Consider the following 17,270-nt stretch of genomic DNA (forward strand, 5'->3'; position numbering starts at 1 on the left):
TCAGTCCTCGGGACCGCTCGGCTCGGTGTCCGGCCGGATGTCGATCCGCCAGCCGGTGAGGCGCGCGGCGAGGCGGGCGTTCTGGCCCTCCTTGCCGATCGCCAGCGACAGCTGGTAGTCGGGCACCGTCACCCGGGCGGAGCGGGCCGCCATGTCGACGACCTCCACCCGGGACACCCGCGCCGGGGAAAGCGCGTTCGCCACCATCTCGGCCGGGTCGTCCGACCAGTCGACGATGTCGATCTTCTCGCCGAGCAGCTCCGCCATCACGTTGCGGACGCGGCTGCCCATCGGGCCGATGCAGGCGCCCTTGGGGTTCAGGCCCGAACGGGTGGAACGGACGGCGATCTTGGTCCGGTGGCCGGCCTCACGGGCGATGGCCGCGATCTCGACCGAGCCGTCGGCGATCTCCGGCACCTCCAGGGCGAAGAGCTTCTTCACCAGATTGGGGTGGGTGCGCGAAAGGGTGACGGACGGACCGCGGACACCCTTCGCCACCCGGACGACGTACGTCCGCAGCCGCAGACCGTGCGTGTAGTCCTCGCCCGGCACCTGCTCCTGCACCGGAAGAATGGCTTCCAGCTTGTCGTCCAGACGGACCAGGACGTTCTTGGGGTCCTTGCCCTGCTGCACGACACCGGCGACGACATCGCCCTCGCGGCGCGCGTACTCGCCGAACGTCACGTCGTTCTCGGCGTCCCGCAGACGCTGCTGGATCACCTGGCGGGCGGTGCTCGCCGCGATCCGGCCGAAGTCCGACGGGGTGTCGTCGAAGTCCTTGGGCTCCTGGCCCTCCTCCAGATCGGAGGGGTCTTCCTTCGCCCACACCGTCACGTGACCGGTGAGCCGGTCCAGCTCCACACGCGCGTGGCGGCGGGCGTCGGGGGTGCGGTGGTAGGCGATGAGGAGGGCCGACTCGATCGCCTCGACCAGCAGGTCGAAGGAGATCTCCTTCTCATGCGCCAAGCCCTTGAGCAGCTTCACGTCGATGTCCACGGCTACGCCTCCTCTTCCTTCTTGTCCTTGCGGTTGAACTCGATCTCGACACGCGCCTTGGCGATGTCGGCGAACGCGACCCGGCGGGCGGTGGGCTTGCGCCCCTTCACGCCCGGCACTTCGAGGTCGAGGCCGTCCTCGTCCACGGCCAGGATCCGCGCCACCAGTTCCTCGGCGGCGCCGTCGGTGGTCAGCTGGAGCTTGGCGAGGCGGCCGGTGGCCCGCACGTAGTGGCGGTGCTCGGTCAGGGGGCGGTCGGCGCCGGGGGAGCTGACTTCGAGGACGTACTCGCCCTCGCCCATCGCGTCGGTCTCGTCGAGCTTCTCGGAGATCGCGCGGCTCAGCTCGGCACAGGCGTCCAGTTCCACGCCCTCGTCCGAATCGACGACGATCCTCAGCAGTCCGCGGCGGCCGGCCCGGGACACCTCGATCTCTTCAAGATCCAGGTCCCTCGCGTGGACGAGCGGCTCCACGAGTCCGCGCAGCCTGTCGCTCTGGGTGGTGCTCATCCGGGTGACTCCTCGGCCGCGTGTGCTGTTGTGGGTTCGTCGCGTTTTCCTCGCGTGTCAGACCAAAGGGTATCCGGTCCGGGAGGGTGTTGCCGTCCACCGCCCCGGGGCCCGCGGGTACGCTCGCCTGCGGTGATCCCGACGATCTTCGACGACGTACCACAGCTGAGGGAGAGAGCGTGACGACGACGGGCAGGCGCGCACTCCTGACGGCGGGGGTCTCGGCCGCCGCCGCGGCGGCGCTCGCGGGCTGCACCGGCTCGGAGGACCCGGGTCCCCGGAAGCCCAGCGCGGCCGAGGTGGAGGCCGAACGGGTGGCGCGCGCCGAGGCCGCGCTGCGGCTGCGCTCCGTGACCGCCTCCAGGACCCTGCTGGAACGTTACGACGCGGCGCTCGCCGCCCATCCGGCCCTCGCGCCCCGGCTGATCCCGCTGCGACGCTCCGTGGCGGCGCACGCCGCGGCGCTCGGCGAGGGCGGTACGACGGTGCGGCCCGCGACGGCCCCGCCGACCGCCCCCGCCACCGCCTCGGCCTCGGTCTCCGCCTCCGCCTCCGCGCGGCCCGCTCCGGCCCCCGTCCCCGTCGCGCCCGACCCCCGGGCGGCACTGAAGGAGCTCGCGGCGGCCGAACGTACCGCCTCCGACGCCCACACCGCCGCCCTGGTCACCGCCCCGCCCGAGTACGCCCGGCTGCTGGCCTCCGTGGCCGCCGCCGGCGCCGCCCACGCCTTTCTGCTGACCGAAGGAGCACGGGCATGAGCGCCCTCGACGCGACCCAGGCCGCGCTGGCCGCCGAGCACGCGGCGGTGTACGGGTACGGGGTCGTCGGCGGCCGGATCGGTACGGAGCGGCGGGCCGAGGCCACCGCCGCGTACGAGGCGCACCGGGCCCGCCGGGACGCGCTGCGCCGGAGCGTGCGCGACCTCGGCGGTACGCCGGTGATGGCGGAGGCCGCGTATGAGCTGCCGTTCCGGGTCGCGGACCCGGCCGGCGCCGTACGGCTCGCGGCCGTCCTGGAGGACCGGGTGGCCGGGGTCTACTCCGACCTCGTCCGGGCCACCGAGGGCCCTCGGCGCCGCGAGGCGGCCGCCGCGCTGCGGGAGGCGGCGGTACGCGCGGTGCGCTGGCGCGGCAGCGACGTAACCTTTCCTGGGCTCGCCGAGCGGGTGTGAGCCCCGCCCCGACCGAAGGAACAACCAACGCATGGGTTTCGAACCGCCGCAGCGACTGATCAGGACGCTCGGTGAGACGTACGGGGACGCCGTGGCGGCCGAGTGGCTCGGGAAGCTGCCCGAGCTCGCGGGCCAGGTGCTCGACCGCGCCTCGCTGGACGCCGAACGGGTGATGGCGCCCGGCGGACGCAGCAGCCTGGTCGTGCTCGTCCGGCGGTCCGACGGCTCCCCCGCCGCGCTCAAGATCGCGCCCGCGTTCGCCCGGCCGGACCTGGAGCGGGACGCGCTCGCCCACTGGAACGGCTGGGGCGCGGTCCAGCTCCTCGACGAGGCCGCGGAGGGCGCGCTCGTTCTCGAACGGCTGCACCCCGAGGTCTCGCTGCGCTCGCTCCCGGAGGCGAAGGCGCTCCTGGAGGCGGCCGGGACCGTACGCAAGCTGTGGGTCGAGCCGGCGGCGGAGCACGGCTTCGAGACGGTGGCCGAGCGGACCGCCCGGCAGGCGGCCGCGATGGCCCCCCACCTGACCGGGGCGGCGACCGCCGAGCTGACGACGGCGGCGCTGGCGGCGCGCGAGGAGCTGCTGTCCGGCTCCTCGGAGACCGTGCTGCTGCACGGGAACTTCCGGCAGGGCAAGGTGCTCGGTGGTGACCGGGCGCCCTGGCTGGCCGTCGGCCCCGAGCCGCTGGTCGGTGAGCGGGCGTACGACCTCGCCCGGCTCGTACGGGACCGGGTCGAGGACCTGGTGGCCGCCTCCTCAGGCGCCTCGGCGGCCCGGCGGCGGGTCAACAAGCTGGCGGACTCCCTGGACCTGGACCGGGAGCGGCTGCGTGGCTGGACGCTGTTCCGCGCGGTCGAGTCGGGGACGCGGGCGCTGACGGCGGGGCGGCGGCAGGATGCCGAGCTGCTCCTGGAGTTCGCGAGCTGGCTGTAGGGGAATACCCTTTTTGTACCGTTCGGCTCAATCCAGGGGGCCGTGATGATCGAAGAGCTGCTGATGGCGGCAGTCGGCGCCGCTGCGGCGATCGGCGTGTACGCGGGCGCGGCGGCGCGGGTCGTGAAGCAGTACGAGCGAGGCGTCGTCTTCCGCTTCGGCCGGCTGCGCGACGATGTCCGCGCGCCCGGCTTCACGATGATCGTTCCGGGGGTGGACCGCCTCCACAAGGTGAACATGCAGATCGTCACGATGCCCGTGCCCGCGCAGGAGGGCATCACGCGGGACAACGTGACGGTGCGGGTCGACGCGGTCGTCTACTTCAAGGTCGTCGACGCGGCGGAGGCCCTGATCCGGGTCGAGGACTACAAGTTCGCGGTCTCGCAGATGGCGCAGACGTCGCTGCGGTCGATCATCGGCAAGAGCGACCTCGACGACCTGCTGTCGAACCGGGAGAAGCTCAACCAGGGGCTTGAGCTGATGCTGGACTCCCCCGCGATCGGCTGGGGCGTGCAGATCGACCGGGTCGAGATCAAGGACGTCTCCCTGCCGGAGACGATGAAGCGCTCGATGGCCCGGCAGGCGGAGGCGGACCGGGAACGCCGGGCGCGGGTGATCAACGCGGACGCGGAGCTCCAGGCCTCGAAGAAGCTGGCGGAGGCGGCGGAGGTCATGTCCGACCAGCCGGCGGCGCTCCAGCTGCGGCTGCTGCAGACGGTGGTGGCGGTGGCGGCGGAGAAGAACTCGACGCTGGTGCTGCCGTTCCCGGTGGAGCTGCTGAGGTTCCTTGAACGGTCGACGGTGGGGCCCGCGGCCGCCGTGGGCCAGGCGCCCGCCGTGGCGCCCACCCCGCCGACGACCTCGCCGCAGCCGGTCAGTGACGCGTATCTGAAGGGCGCGGCCCATGCGGCGGAGGGGGTGGAGCCGGTGGAAGACCTGACGGGGGCGTCGGTGGAACCGGCACCGTCGGAGGACGGCGCCTGAGCGTTTCACGGCGGGAGGCGCCTGGGCGTTTCACGACGGGAGGGGCCTGGGCGTTTCACGACGGGAGGGGCGGGGGCCTCGGGCCCCCGCCCCTCCGTCATGTCTCCCGCCGTCAGGCGGTCAGGCGGGCCAGCGCCTCGTCGACCGTCAGTTCCTCGCGGTCGCCCGTCCGGCGGTCCTTCAGTTCCACGACGCCCTCCGCCGCGCGGCGGCCGGCGACCAGGATCTTCGGGACGCCCATGAGCTCCGCGTCGGTGAACTTGACGCCCGGCGAGACGCCCGCGCGGTCGTCGACCATGACCCGGAGGCCTGCGGCGGACAGCTTCTCGGAGACCTCCAGGGCCAGCTCCGTCTGGAGGGCCTTGCCGGCGGCGACGACGTGGACGTCGGCCGGGGCGACCTCGGCCGGCCAGCACAGGCCCTTCTCGTCGGCCGTCTGCTCCGCCAGCGCGGCGACGGCGCGCGAGACGCCGATGCCGTACGAGCCCATGGTCACGCGGACCGGCTTGCCGTTCTGGCCGAGGACGTCGAGCTTGAGGGCGTCGGCGTACTTGCGGCCCAGCTGGAAGATGTGGCCGATCTCGATGGCGCGGTCCAGCTTCAGGCCGGTGCCGCACTTCGGGCACGGGTCGCCCTCCAGGACGACGACGACGTCGACGTACTCCTCGACCTCGAAGTCACGGCCCGCGACGACGTTCTTCGCGTGCATCCCGTCCTTGTTGGCGCCCGTGATCCACGCCGTGCCCGGGGCCACCCGGGGGTCGGCGACGTACCTGACCTTCTCCAGGCCCTGCGGGCCGACGTAGCCCCGTACGAGGTCGGCGCGCTCGGCGAAGTCGGTCTCGGTGACCATCTCGACGGTCGCCGGCGCGAAGTGCTCCTCGACCTTGCCCATGTCGACCTCGCGGTCGCCGGGCACGCCCACGGCGACGATCTCGCCGTCGACCTTCACGAGGAGGTTCTTCAGCGTGGCGGAGGCCGGGACGCCGAGGGAGGCGGCCAGGGTCTCGATCGTCGGGGTGTCGGGGGTGGGGATCTCCTCGGCGGCCGGGACGGCCGAGCCGTCGACCGACCGGAGCTCGTACGAGACCGCTTCGGTGTTCGCCGCGAAGTCGCAGTTCGGGCAGTCGGCGAAGGTGTCCTCGCCGGCCTCGGCCGGCGCGAGGAACTCCTCGGACTTCGAGCCGCCCATGGCGCCGGCGGTGGCCGCGACGATGCGGTAGTCGAGGCCGAGGCGCTCGAAGACCCGCTGGTAGGCCTGGCGGTGCAGGGCGTAGGACTGGGCGAGGCCCTCGTCCTCCGTGTCGAAGGAGTACGAGTCCTTCATGAGGAACTCGCGGCCGCGCAGGATGCCGGCACGGGGGCGGGCCTCGTCACGGAACTTGTTCTGGATCTGGTACAGGATGACCGGCAGGTCCTTGTACGACGAGCACTGGTCCTTGACCAGGAGGGTGAAGATCTCCTCGTGCGTCGGGCCGAGGAGGTAGTCGCCGCCCTTGCGGTCCTGGAGGCGGAAGAGCTCGGCGCCGTACTCTTCCCAGCGGCCCGTCGCCTCGTACGGCTCACGCGGCAGCAGCGCGGGGAGGGTGACCTCCTGCGCGCCGATCGCGTCCATCTCCTCGCGGACGATGCGCTCGACGTTGGAGAGGACCTTCTTGCCGAGGGGCAGCCAGCTCCAGATGCCGGCGGCGGTGCGGCGCACGTAGCCGGCGCGGACGAGGAGCTTGTGGCTGAGGACCTCGGCGTCGGCCGGGTCGTCGCGCAGCGTCTTCGCCATCAACTGGGACATGCGCTGGACCGGTGCGTTGGCCATGGTTCTCGTACTCCTGCCGGGTAAGGATGATGGCCCCGAGATTAGCCGGGCCTCCCCGGGTCGGAGAAATCAGTTCCGGCGCTTGAGCGGCAGGGACGCGCCCATCACCGCGTATGGGCGGGCCGCGCTCGGGAAGTGCACCTGGCGGGCGAGGTCCTGGTAGCCGAGGGAGCGGTAGAGGCCGCGGGCCGGGCTGTCGGTGTCGATCGCGGAGAGGATCGAGCGCGGTTCGGCGGCCTCGTCGGTGATGGTGGTGATCAGCTCGCGGCCCACACCTCGTCCCTGGTGGGCCGGGTGGACGTGGAGTTCGGTGATCACGAAGGAGTCGTCGAGCCAGTCGACGGTGCCGGTGGCGCGCAGATACGACTCGACGACGGTGGACCACCAGTGGCCGCGGTCGTTGGGCATCCCGTACACGAACCCGACGAGCTTCCCGTCGCGGGTGGTGGCCCCGTAGGCGCGGGCGCCGGGGTTCAGCAGGTGGCGCAGCACGATGTGGCGGCGTACGGCGATCTCGTCCTGGTCCAGGCCGAAGGCGAGCGCCTGCACGGCGAGTGCCTCGTCCACCCGGGCGGCGAGATTGACCGGACCGACCATGATCTCTGCGTCATCCATGCGGCGCACCCTACAAGCGGCCGGGGCCTCAGAACAGCACGCTCATGAAGGCACCGGTCTCCTGGAAGCCGACACGGCGGTACGAGGCCCTCGCCGGGGTGTTGTAGTCGTTCACGTACAGGCTGACGAGGGGCGCGACATCCGCCAGGGCGTACTGGAGAACGGCGGCCATGCCCGACTCGGAGAGGCCCTTGCCGCGGTGCTCGGGGGCGACCCAGACGCCCTGGATCTGGCAGGCCTGGCGGGTGGCGGCGCCGATCTCCGCCTTGAAGATCACCTTGCCGTCCTCGATGCGGGCGAAGGAACGGCCGGCGCCGACGAGTTCGGCGACCCGGGCCTGGTAGAGCAGTCCGCCGTCGTTGGCGAGCGGGGAGATGCCGACCTCCTCGGTGAACATGGCCACGCACGCGGGCATGATCACGTCCATCTCGTCCTTGCGGACGCGGCGCACCAGCGGGTCGGGCGCGACGGTCACGGAGGGCTCCTCCGCGACCATCAGCGGCTGCCGGGCGCGGACGTCCCGCGCAGGGCCCCAGCTGGGCTCCAGGAGCCGCCACAGCTCGGTGGTGGGCTCGGCGGGCCCGACGATCGAGGAACAGCGGCGCCCGGTCCTGCGCGCCCGGTCGGCGAAGGCGCGCACGGCCTCGGGCGTCGCGCAGAGGGGCACGAGGTTGGCCCCGGAGTAGCAGAGCGAACGCAGCCGCCCCTCGCTGTACCAGCCCCACATCTCGCCACCGAGCCGCCAGGGATCGAGCCCGGCGACCTGGACGCGGGCGGTCACGAAGGCGTTCTCGACGGGGGCACTCTCCAGGACGGCGAGTGCGGCGCCGAGGTCGGCGGGTTCGAGGACCCGGGTGGCGGGTTGTGTCAGCACGAAGGGGGCCTCACCGTACGGTTCTACGTGGTCTCCGCACTTTACCCCTCTCGTCTGTGGCAGGGCCCTTCGCGCAGACGAAGCCCCCTCCTCCCCGGAGGGAGGAGGGGGCTTCGAGAGGAGCCGGGAATTCTCAGCCCGCGACGGCGACCGACGGTTCGCCGCTGGCGACGCCGTCCTTCTCCATCTGCTCGGCGATCTTCAGCGCCTCTTCGATGAGGGTCTCGACGATCTTCGACTCGGGGACGGTCTTGATGACCTCGCCCTTCACGAAGATCTGGCCCTTGCCGTTGCCGGAGGCGACGCCGAGGTCGGCCTCGCGGGCCTCGCCCGGTCCGTTGACGACGCAGCCCATGACGGCGACGCGCAGCGGGACGGTCATGCCGTCGAGGCCGGCGGTGACCTCCTCCGCGAGCTTGTAGACGTCGACCTGGGCGCGGCCGCAGGACGGGCAGGAGACGATCTCCAGGCGGCGCTGGCGCAGGTTCAGCGACTCCAGGATCTGGATGCCGACCTTGATCTCCTCGGCCGGCGGCGCGGAGAGGGAGACGCGGATGGTGTCGCCGATGCCCTGGGACAGCAGCGCGCCGAAGGCGACGGCCGACTTGATGGTGCCCTGGAAGGCGGGGCCCGCCTCGGTGACGCCGAGGTGCAGCGGGTAGTCGGACTGGGCGGCGAGCTGACGGTAGGCCTCGACCATGATCACCGGGTCGTTGTGCTTGACCGAGATCTTGATGTCGCGGAAGCCGTGCTCCTCGAAGAGGGACGCCTCCCAGAGGGCGGACTCGACGAGCGCCTCGGGGGTGGCCTTGCCGTACTTCTTGAGCAGGCGCGCGTCGAGCGAGCCGGCGTTGACGCCGATGCGGATCGGGGTCCCCGCGTCGGAGGCCGCCTTGGCGATCTCCTTGACCTTGTCGTCGAACTGCTTGATGTTGCCGGGGTTGACGCGGACGGCGGCGCAGCCCGCGTCGATCGCGGCGAAGACGTACTTCGGCTGGAAGTGGATGTCGGCGATCACCGGGATCTGCGACTTCCGCGCGATGACGGCGAGGGCGTCGGCGTCGTCCTGGGTGGGGCAGGCCACCCGCACGATCTGGCAGCCGGAGGCGGTCAGCTCGGCGATCTGCTGGAGCGTGGCGCCGATGTCGGAGGTACGGGTGGTGGTCATCGACTGCACGGAGACGGGTGCGTCACCGCCGACGGCCACGCTGCCGACCTGGATCTGGCGGCTCTTGCGCCGCTCGGCGAGCCGGGTCGGGACGGTCGGGATACCGAGAGAAATCGCGGTCATCTTCTGTGCAACCTCAAGGTTGTGCGTCGGCGGGCTCAGGTCTCCGAGGTTACCGCCCCGGGGGCGGGGGGCCGGACACCACCGGGTCCGGCCCCCCTGCGGGCTACGTGATCCTCACCGGGTTGACGAGGTCGGCGGCGAGGACGAGCAGCGTGAAACAGACGAAGACCCCGGCCACCACGTACGCGGCGGGCATCAGCTTCGCCACGTCGAAGGGGCCCGGGTCGGGGCGCCTGAAGATCCGGGCCGTGTGACGGCGTACGGACTCCCACAGGGCACCCGCGATGTGACCGCCGTCGAGCGGCAGCAGCGGGAGCATGTTGAACAGGAACAGCGACACGTTGAACCCGACGAGCAGGTTCATGAACATCACGAGGATCGTCGTCGGCGGGGCCTCGACGTTCATCAGTTCACCGGTGATGCGGGCGGCGCCGACGACGCCGACCGGGGAGTCGTCGGCGCGCTCGCCGTCGCCGAAGGTGGCGTCCCACAGGCCGGGGATCTTGCCGGGGAGGGCGATGACCGAGTGGACGCCGTTCTCCAGGAGGTCGCCCATCCGGTCGGTGGTCTCGCCGAAGGTGAGGGCCGCGACCTCGGTCTTGGACGCGAAGCCGAGGTAGCCGGCGTCGACGTACTTGACGGGCTGGACGACCTTGCCGTCCTCGTCCTTCGCCAGCACCTTGTTGGCGACGAGGGTGGGGTGCAGTTCGACCTGCTGCCCGGCGCGCTCGACGGTGATCGTCGCCGGGCCGATGGTGTCGCGGATGCGGTCGGAGAGGGTGTCCCAGTCGCTCACCGGGGTGCCGTTGAAGGCGACGATCCTGTCGCCGTCCTTCAGACCGGCCTTGAAGGCCGGGGAGACGGGGTCGCCCGCCGCGCACTTCTCGCGCTTCTCGTCCTGCTCGATGACGCACTTCTGGACGCCCGCGACCTGCGTGGTCTGGCCCTCGATGCCCAGCGTCATCATCGAGCCGAAGAACAGCGCCACCGCCAGGACCAGGTTCATGAACGGTCCGGCGAACATCACGATCACGCGCTTCCACGGCTTGCGCGTGTAGAAGAGCCGGGTCTCGTCGCCGGGCTTGAGCTCCTCGTACGAGGCCTCCCGGGCGTCCTCGATCATCGAGCGCCAGGGCGAGGTGGAGCGGGCCTCGATCTTGCCGTCCTCGCCCGGCGGGAACATGCCGATCATGCGGATGTAGCCGCCGGCGGGGATGGCCTTGATGCCGTACTCGGTCTCGCCGCGCTTCTTCGACCAGATCGTGGGGCCGAAGCCGACCATGTACTGCGGCACGCGGATGCCGAAGAGCTTGGCCGTGGAGAGGTGACCGAGCTCGTGCCAGGCGATGGAGACGAGCAGTCCGAACGCGAACAGCACGATGCCCAGGATGTACAGGAGCATTTCGGTCATGCGCGGGCCTCCGCTGTTGCCTTCGCTGCGAGCTCTCGGGCCCGGGCGCGCGCCCAGGTCTCCGCTTCGAGGACGTCCGGCACGGTGAGGGAGGTTCCCGTGGCGGGAACGCCGTGCTCCGTGACGACCGCTGTGACCGTATCCATGATTCCGTTGAACGGCAGCCGTCCGGCGAGAAACGCCTCGACGCACTCCTCGTTGGCCGCGTTGAAGACCGCGGGGGCGGTGCCGCCCAGCTCGCCGACGTGCCGGGCCAGCCCGACCGACGGGAACGCCTCGGTGTCGAGCGGGAAGAACTCCCAGGTGGAAGCCTTGGTCCAGTCGAAGGCGGGGGCCGCGTCCGGGACCCGCTCGGGCCAGCCGATGCCGATGGCGATCGGGCCGCGCATGTCCGGCGGGGTGGCCTGGGCGAGCGTGGAGCCGTCCGTGAACTCGACCATCGAGTGGACGTACGACTGCGGGTGGACGACGACCTCGATGCGGTCGAAGGGAATGTCGTAGAGGAGGTGCGCCTCGATGACCTCCAGGCCCTTGTTGACCAGGGTGGCGCTGTTCACCGTGATCACCGGACCCATGGCCCAGGTCGGGTGGGCGAGCGCGTCCTCGCGGGTGACGTCGGCGAGCTGTGCGCGCGTACGGCCGCGGAAGGGGCCGCCGGAGGCGGTCACGACCAGCTTGCGGACGTCGGCGCGGGTGCCCGCGGCAAGCGCCTGGAAGAGGGCGGCGTGCTCGGAGTCGACCGGGATGATCTGGCCGGGCTTGGCGAGCGCCTTCACCAGGGGGCCGCCGACGATCAGCGACTCCTTGTTGGCGAGGGCGAGGGTACGGCCGGCTTCGAGAGCGGCCAGGGTCGGCGCGAGGCCGATGGAGCCGGTGATGCCGTTGAGGACGGTGTGGCACGGCGAGGCGGCGAGCTGGGTGGCCGCGTCGGGGCCCGCGAGGAGCTCGGGCAGCGGCTCGGAGCCGTACAGCGCCTTCAGGGCCGTACGGAGCTCCTCCACCACGTCCTCGCGCGCCACGGCGACCGCGGCGACCTTCAGCCGGTGCGCCTGCTCGGCGAGCAGCGCGACCCGGCCGCCCGAGGCGGCCAGGGCGGTGACCCGGAAGCGGTCGGGGTTGCGCAGCACCAGGTCGATGGCCTGCGTGCCGATGGACCCGGTCGAGCCGAGGACGACGATGTCCCGGCGTCCTTCGGAGACGTCGAAGGCGATATGGGGATCGGCGAGAGGAGAGGGGCGGTCGCTCATGCCCCCCATTCTTGCCGCAAAGACTGCGCGGACTTCACGGGGTGCGGACTAACTGTGGACAAACGTGTCGAAGACCCGGTGGAAGTCGGGGAACGTCTTCTTCACACAGCCGGGGTCGTCGAAGGTGATGCCGGGGGTACGCAGGGCGGTGACCGCGAAGGACATGACGATCCGGTGGTCGCCGTGGGTGGCGATCTCGACGGGCCCGGTGGGCGTGCCGGGGTGGATCTCGATCCAGTCGGGGCCGGTGTGGACGGTGATGCCGAGGCGGCGCAGGTTCTCGGCGCAGGCGTCGAGGCGGTCGCACTCCTTGACCCGGGTGTTGGCGACGTCCTCGATGCGGACCGGGCCGTCGGCGAAGGGGGCGATCGCGGCGAGGGTCGGCATGGTGTCGGAGATGTCGCGCATGTTGACCGTGAGGCCGCGCAGGGTGCCGGTGGAGCGGACGGTGGTGCCGGCGTCGGTGATCTCGACATCGGCGCCCATGCGGCGCAGCACGTCGACGAAGCCGAGGTCGCCCTGGAGGGCGCCGGTGCCGAGGCCGGGGACGGTGACGGAGCGGCCGGGTTCGAGGGCGGCGGCGGCGAAGAAGTAGCTGGCAGTGGAGGCATCGGGCTCGATGCCGTAGGTCAGGGCGCGGTAGCCGGTGGGGGCGACGCGGTAGGTACGGCCCTCCTGGCGGATTTCGGCGCCGAAGCTCCGCATCATCGCCAAGGTGATCTCGACGTACGGCTCCGAGACCAGGTCGGTCACGGTGATGTCGAGGCCCTCGGCGGTGAGCGGGCCCAGCATGAGGAGGGCCGTCAGGTACTGGGAGGACTGCCCGGCGTCCAGGGTGATCGCGCCGCCCTTCACGCCGTGGGCGTGGACGTCGACGGGGTGGTGCCCCTCCTGCCCTCCGTGCCGGAGGTCGACGCCGAGGTCGCGCAGGGCTGTGGTCAGCGGCCCGAGGGGCCGCCGCCGCATCTGGGCGGAGGCGTCGAAGCGGTACGTGCCGTGGCCGGCGGCGGCCAGGGTCGGCAGGAAACGGGCGGTGGTGGCGCCGTCACGGCAGTAGACGTCGGCCGAGTCCGCGCCGGGGCCGGCGGGGCGGCCCTGGATGTGCCAGGCGTCGGCGGCGTCGCCGGTCTCGCTGGTCTCGCCGGTCTCGCCGTTCTCGCCGGTGTCGCTCTCGCGTCGGACGGCGTAACCGAGGGCGGCGAGCCCCTCGGCGAAGCCCTCGGTGTCGTCGGAGACGAGGGGCCGGAGGAGCGTGGTGGTGCCCTCGGCCGCGGCGGCGAGGAAGAGCGCGCGGGCGGTGACGGACTTGGAGCCGGGGATGTGGATGACGGTCACGCCGCTCATCCTGCCGTGCGGCAGGAGGCCTTCGCGCGGTGGTCCGCACCGTGGACGGGGCGGGGCGCCGCGGGGCGCGACGGTACCCCGTGCGGGACGGCGCCCTTGGCGGCGCCCCCGCCCCTTGTGCCTGGACCCGCACTCCTTGCGCGCCGCACACGGGGTGCGGGTCCAGGCGCGAAAGCCTAGGCCCGGCAAGGGGCACCGTTCCGTTGTGCCCACCCGTTCCGCCCCTGGGGGTCCCCCCTGGACGAAGTCCTTGGGGGAGGAACAGATGCCCACAACGAGGGGCGCGGGCGCAGCACCAGGCGGCGGCCCGCGGCGGCCGGGGCCACAACGGGGGGTGCCGGGGCACGGTCAGGGAATTCGGCGGTGGAGGTTTTCCTGGGTCGAGGGGCCCGGGTTCGCGTCCGCGATCCACGGGCCCTCGTCGCCGGGGTCCACGATCCCCGCCTCCAGCCACGCGTACCGCCCGGTGAGGACCCCGTCGGCGACCCGCCGGTCGACGTCGTCCGTGTTGGACCAGAGCCGTCCGAACAGCTCCTCGGTCCGCAGCCGCGCCTGCCGGCAGAAGGCGTCCGCGAGCTGGTGGGCCTCGCGGCCGTGCTCGCCGGTGGTCCGCAGGAGTTCGGCCCGTACACACGCCGCACTCATCGCGAAGAGTTCCGCGCCGATGTCCACGATCCGGCCGAGGAACGCCTGCTTGAGCTCCATCCGGCCCTGCCAGCGCGACATCGCGTAGAAGGTGGAGCGGGCGAGCCTGCGGGAGGTTCGTTCGACGTACCGCAGATGCACCGCCAGCTCGCCGAACTCGCCGTACGAGCCCGGCAGTTGCCCCGGACCCGTCACGAGTCCCGGCAGCCAGCGGGCGTAGAAGCCGCCCGCCCGCGCGCCGGCCCTCGCCTTGTCGGCGAGCGACTTCCCGGGGTCGATGAGGTCCCCCGCGACGGAGAGGTGGGCGTCGACCGCCTCGCGGGCGATCAGCAGGTGCATGATCTCGGTCGAGCCCTCGAAGATCCGGTTGATCCGCAGATCGCGCAGGACCTGCTCGGCGGGGACGGCGCGTTCGCCGCGGGCGGCGAGCGAGTCGGCGGTCTCGTAGCCGCGGCCGCCCCGGATCTGGACGAGTTCGTCGGCGATGAGCCAGGCCATCTCGGAGCCGTACAGCTTGGCGAGGGCGGCCTCGATGCGGATGTCGTTGCGGTCCTCGTCGGCCATCTGGGAGGCGAGGTCGACGACCGCCTCCAGGGCGAAGGTGGTGGCCGCGATGAAGGAGATCTTGGTGCCGACGGCCTCGTGCCGGCCGACCGGCCCGCCCCACTGCTCACGGACGCCCGCCCACTCGCGGGCGATCTTCAGGCACCACTTCCCGGCACCGGCGCAGGAGGCGGGCAGCGAGAGCCGGCCGGTGTTGAGGGTGGTGAGGGCGATCTTGAGGCCCGCGCCCTCGGGGCCGATGCGGTTCTCGGCGGGGACCCGGACGCCGTGGAAGCGGGTGACGCCGTTCTCCAGGCCGCGCAGGCCCATGAAGGCGTTGCGGTGCTCGACGGTGATGCCGGGCGAGCCGGCCTCGACGACGAAGGCGGTGATGCCGCCGGGATGTCCGTCCGAGACGGGTACGCGGGCCATGACGACGAGCAGGTCGGCGATGACGCCGTTGGTGGTCCAGAGCTTCACGCCGTCGAGGACGTACGTGTCCCCGTCGGGTACGGCGGTGGTGGCCAGCCGCGCCGGGTCGGAGCCGACGTCCGGCTCGGTCAGCAGGAACGCGGAGATGTCCGTACGGGCCAGCCGGGGCAGGAACGCGTCCTTCTGCTCCTGCGTGCCGAAGAGTTTCAGCGGCTGCGGTACGCCGATCGACTGATGCGCGGAGAGCAGGGCGCCGACGGCGGGGCTGGCCGAGCCGACGAGCGCGAGGGCCCGGTTGTAGTACAGCTGGGTGAGGCCGAGGCCGCCGTACTTCCGGTCGATCTTCATCCCGAGCGCGCCGAGCTCCTTGAGCCCGGCGAGCGTCTCGTCGGGGATGCGGGCCTCGCGCTCGATGCGGCCGCCGTCGATCCGGGTCTCGCAGAACGTGCGGAGGGTGGCCAGGAAGGCCTCTCCGCGGCGGGCGTCCTCGTCGGCGGGGAGCGGATGGGGATGGACGAGGTCGAGCCGGAACCGGCCGAGGAAGAGTTCCTTGGCGAAGCTGGGCTTGTGCCAGTCACGCTCACGTGCGGCCTCGGCGGTCTGCCGGGCCTCGTGCGCGGTGACCTTGGGCCGCTGGGTGGGAGCGGACATGGACACCTCCTCGGTCTCACTGTCCGTCGTACCCGATTTCGGGAGGTCTGGACAGGCGGGAGACCGGACGGGGGGCCTGGGCCGTACGGGGGGCCTGGGCCGTACGGCGAGCCTGGGCCGTACGGCGAAAGGCGGCCCGAACCCCCGCACAGTGGGTTCGGACCGCCTGGTCTCGTGGACGTACGCCGTACGCCCTGGACGTACGCCTTACAGGGCGAGGCCCGTCAGGACGAGGACGCGCTCGTAGGTGTAGTCGTCCATCGCGTACTTGACGCCCTCGCGGCCGACGCCGGAGCGCTTGGCACCGCCGTACGGCATCTGGTCGGCGCGGTACGAGGGGACGTCGCCGACGATCACGCCGCCGACCTCGAGGGCGCGGTGGGCGCGGAAGGCGGCCTGGAGGTCGTGGGTGAAGACACCGGCCTGGAGGCCGAAGTCGGAGTCGTTGACCGCGGCGAAGGCCTCGGCCTCGCCGTCGACCTTGGCGATGGTCAGGACCGGTCCGAAGACCTCGGCGCGCGCCAGGGTGACGTCCGCCGGAAGCTCGGTGAGCACGGTCGGGGCGTAGGTCGCGCCCTCGCGCTTGCCGCCCGCGAGGAGCTTGGCGCCGGCCGCGACGGCCTCGTCCACCCAGGACTCGACGCGCTTCGCGGCGGCCTCGTCGACGAGCGGGCCGACGTCGGTGGCGGCGTCGGACGGGTCACCGGTGACCTGCGCCTCGACGGCGGCGACGATCTTCGGCAGCAGGCGGTCGTGGACGGAGGAGTCGACGATCACGCGCTGGACGGAGATGCAGGACTGGCCGCCCTGGTAGTTGGAGAAGGTGGCGATACGGCTCGCCGCCCAGTCCAGGTCCTCCTCGGAGGACCAGTCGGGGAGGACGACGGCCGCGGCGTTGCCGCCGAGCTCCAGGGTGCAGTGCTTGTGGGGCACCGACTGCTGGATGGCGTAGCCGACCGTGTCGGAGCCGGTGAAGGAGATGACCGGGAGGCGCTCGTCCTTGACGAGGGCGGGCATGCGGTCGTTCGGCACGGTCAGGATCGACCAGGAGCCGGCCGGCAGGTCGGTCTCGGCCAGGATCTCGCCCAGGATCAGGGAGGAGATCGGGGTCGACGGGGCCGGCTTGAGGATGATGGGGGCACCGACGGCGATGGCCGGGGCGACCTTGTGGGCGCTGAGGTTCAGCGGGAAGTTGAACGGCGCGATGCCGAGGACGACACCCTTGGGGATACGGCGGGTCAGGGCGAGGCGGCCCGCGCCGCCGGCCTCGGTGTCCAGGCGCTGGGCCTCGCCGGCGTTCCAGCGGCGGGCCTCCTCGGCGGCGAAACGGAAGACGGAGACGGCACGGCCGACCTCGCCGCGGGCCCACTTGATGGGCTTGCCGTTCTCGGCGGAGATCACCAGGGCGATCTCCTCGGTGCGCTCGGCGAGCCGCTTCGACACGTGGTCGAGGGCGGCGGCGCGGACGTGCGCCGGGGTCGCGGCGAACTCGTCGACGACGGCGTGCGCGGCGGCGACGGCCTCCTCGACCTGGGCCTCGGTGGGCACGCTGACCTTGCCGACCAGACGTCCGTCGAAGGAGTTCGTGACGTCGAAGGTGGCCTCGCCGGTGGCCTCGCGGCCGGCGAGCCAGAAGGCGTGGGTGGTCGTCATTGCGTCCCGGCCCTTTCCGTATCGGGGGGTGCGAGCGATTGCTCTCGTGACACGTTAGGGCCGGGGCGGCCGGCGTGGGCTTGTCCGGTGTGGAGTGATGGGTCAGGACCTCTGTCCGAATTGGCCGAAGAGACGAGATCACCCGCCGTCACGCGGGTCA

General features: G+C 72.0%; 15 protein-coding genes. 4 read left to right on the plus strand and 11 right to left on the minus strand.

Features of this window, described 5'->3' with window-relative positions; all coding sequences use genetic code 11:
* The gene (nusA, locus tag N5875_RS10580; RefSeq protein ID WP_073913073.1) at positions 1–996 is read right to left on the minus strand and encodes a transcription termination factor NusA; all 996 of its coding nucleotides are present in this window, start codon (positions 994–996) and stop codon (positions 1–3) included.
* A 2-nt stretch (positions 997–998) separates the two neighbouring features.
* Positions 999–1,505, minus strand: coding sequence for a ribosome maturation factor RimP (rimP, locus tag N5875_RS10585; RefSeq protein ID WP_318207613.1), 507 nt, complete (start codon positions 1,503–1,505; stop codon positions 999–1,001).
* Positions 1,506–1,684: 179 nt separating this feature from the next.
* On the opposite strand from rimP, the gene N5875_RS10590 reads away from it, so the two are divergent.
* The 4 genes from N5875_RS10590 to N5875_RS10605 are packed head-to-tail and all read left to right on the plus strand — an operon-like array spanning position 1,685 to position 4,591.
* Positions 1,685–2,263 carry a hypothetical protein gene (locus N5875_RS10590; protein ID WP_338493298.1) on the plus strand — a complete coding sequence of 193 codons (579 nt, stop codon included), beginning with the start codon at positions 1,685–1,687 and terminating at the stop codon, positions 2,261–2,263.
* Complete coding sequence (locus N5875_RS10595; protein ID WP_318207615.1) at positions 2,260–2,676, plus strand: ferritin-like domain-containing protein; 417 nt, start codon at positions 2,260–2,262, stop codon at positions 2,674–2,676. Before N5875_RS10590 ends, N5875_RS10595 begins: the two co-directional genes overlap by 4 nt.
* Before the next feature lie 31 nt (positions 2,677–2,707).
* Positions 2,708–3,607 carry an aminoglycoside phosphotransferase family protein gene (locus N5875_RS10600; protein ID WP_318207616.1) on the plus strand — a complete coding sequence of 300 codons (900 nt, stop codon included), beginning with the start codon at positions 2,708–2,710 and terminating at the stop codon, positions 3,605–3,607.
* 45 nt (positions 3,608–3,652) lie between these two features.
* Positions 3,653–4,591 carry a slipin family protein gene (locus tag N5875_RS10605; protein WP_318207617.1) on the plus strand — a complete coding sequence of 313 codons (939 nt, stop codon included), beginning with the start codon at positions 3,653–3,655 and terminating at the stop codon, positions 4,589–4,591.
* 112 nt (positions 4,592–4,703) lie between these two features.
* Here the strand turns inward: N5875_RS10605 and N5875_RS10610 are convergent, their stop codons facing one another.
* The 9 genes from N5875_RS10610 to N5875_RS10650 form a co-directional block, all read right to left on the minus strand.
* Positions 4,704–6,404, minus strand: coding sequence for a proline--tRNA ligase (locus N5875_RS10610; RefSeq protein ID WP_338493301.1), 1,701 nt, complete (start codon positions 6,402–6,404; stop codon positions 4,704–4,706).
* A 69-nt stretch (positions 6,405–6,473) separates the two neighbouring features.
* Entirely contained in the window at positions 6,474–7,019 is a 546-nt protein-coding gene (locus N5875_RS10615; RefSeq protein WP_318207619.1) for a GNAT family N-acetyltransferase, read from the minus strand.
* A 28-nt stretch (positions 7,020–7,047) separates the two neighbouring features.
* Positions 7,048–7,893 carry a GNAT family N-acetyltransferase gene (locus N5875_RS10620; protein WP_318207620.1) on the minus strand — a complete coding sequence of 282 codons (846 nt, stop codon included), beginning with the start codon at positions 7,891–7,893 and terminating at the stop codon, positions 7,048–7,050.
* Between the two features lie 133 nt (positions 7,894–8,026).
* Positions 8,027–9,184, minus strand: coding sequence for a flavodoxin-dependent (E)-4-hydroxy-3-methylbut-2-enyl-diphosphate synthase (ispG, locus tag N5875_RS10625; RefSeq protein WP_318207621.1), 1,158 nt, complete (start codon positions 9,182–9,184; stop codon positions 8,027–8,029).
* A 103-nt stretch (positions 9,185–9,287) separates the two neighbouring features.
* Positions 9,288–10,595: a site-2 protease family protein gene (locus N5875_RS10630; protein WP_318207622.1), complete on the minus strand. Its 1,308-nt coding sequence runs from the start codon at positions 10,593–10,595 to the stop codon at positions 9,288–9,290.
* Positions 10,592–11,851, minus strand: coding sequence for a 1-deoxy-D-xylulose-5-phosphate reductoisomerase (gene dxr / locus N5875_RS10635; protein ID WP_318207623.1), 1,260 nt, complete (start codon positions 11,849–11,851; stop codon positions 10,592–10,594). Before dxr ends, N5875_RS10630 begins: the two co-directional genes overlap by 4 nt.
* Positions 11,852–11,890: 39 nt before the next feature.
* Positions 11,891–13,177 carry a 3-phosphoshikimate 1-carboxyvinyltransferase gene (aroA, locus tag N5875_RS10640; RefSeq protein WP_338493304.1) on the minus strand — a complete coding sequence of 429 codons (1,287 nt, stop codon included), beginning with the start codon at positions 13,175–13,177 and terminating at the stop codon, positions 11,891–11,893.
* 357 nt (positions 13,178–13,534) lie between these two features.
* Positions 13,535–15,457, minus strand: coding sequence for an acyl-CoA dehydrogenase family protein (locus N5875_RS10645; protein ID WP_318207625.1), 1,923 nt, complete (start codon positions 15,455–15,457; stop codon positions 13,535–13,537).
* A gap of 207 nt (positions 15,458–15,664) precedes the next feature.
* Positions 15,665–17,110, minus strand: coding sequence for an aldehyde dehydrogenase family protein (locus tag N5875_RS10650; protein WP_055603555.1), 1,446 nt, complete (start codon positions 17,108–17,110; stop codon positions 15,665–15,667).
* Positions 17,111–17,270 lie beyond the last annotated feature (160 nt).

The organism is Streptomyces sp. SJL17-4 (assembly GCF_036826855.1).
Taxonomy (GTDB): domain Bacteria; phylum Actinomycetota; class Actinomycetes; order Streptomycetales; family Streptomycetaceae; genus Streptomyces.

Excerpts from the sequence above, each read along its gene's own strand:
- rimP (WP_318207613.1), bottom strand. The coding sequence starts at position 1,505 with ATGAGCACCACCCAGAGCGACAGGCTGCGCGGACTCGTGGAGCCGCTC.
- N5875_RS10595 (WP_318207615.1), top strand. The coding sequence starts at position 2,260 with ATGAGCGCCCTCGACGCGACCCAGGCCGCGCTGGCCGCCGAGCACGCG.
- N5875_RS10600 (WP_318207616.1), top strand. The coding sequence starts at position 2,708 with ATGGGTTTCGAACCGCCGCAGCGACTGATCAGGACGCTCGGTGAGACG.
- N5875_RS10605 (WP_318207617.1), top strand. The coding sequence starts at position 3,653 with ATGATCGAAGAGCTGCTGATGGCGGCAGTCGGCGCCGCTGCGGCGATC.
- N5875_RS10610 (WP_338493301.1), bottom strand. The coding sequence starts at position 6,404 with ATGGCCAACGCACCGGTCCAGCGCATGTCCCAGTTGATGGCGAAGACG.
- N5875_RS10615 (WP_318207619.1), bottom strand. The coding sequence starts at position 7,019 with ATGGATGACGCAGAGATCATGGTCGGTCCGGTCAATCTCGCCGCCCGG.
- ispG (WP_318207621.1), bottom strand. The coding sequence starts at position 9,184 with ATGACCGCGATTTCTCTCGGTATCCCGACCGTCCCGACCCGGCTCGCC.
- N5875_RS10630 (WP_318207622.1), bottom strand. The coding sequence starts at position 10,595 with ATGACCGAAATGCTCCTGTACATCCTGGGCATCGTGCTGTTCGCGTTC.
- dxr (WP_318207623.1), bottom strand. The coding sequence starts at position 11,851 with ATGGGGGGCATGAGCGACCGCCCCTCTCCTCTCGCCGATCCCCATATC.
- N5875_RS10645 (WP_318207625.1), bottom strand. The coding sequence starts at position 15,457 with ATGTCCGCTCCCACCCAGCGGCCCAAGGTCACCGCGCACGAGGCCCGG.
- N5875_RS10650 (WP_055603555.1), bottom strand. The coding sequence starts at position 17,110 with ATGACGACCACCCACGCCTTCTGGCTCGCCGGCCGCGAGGCCACCGGC.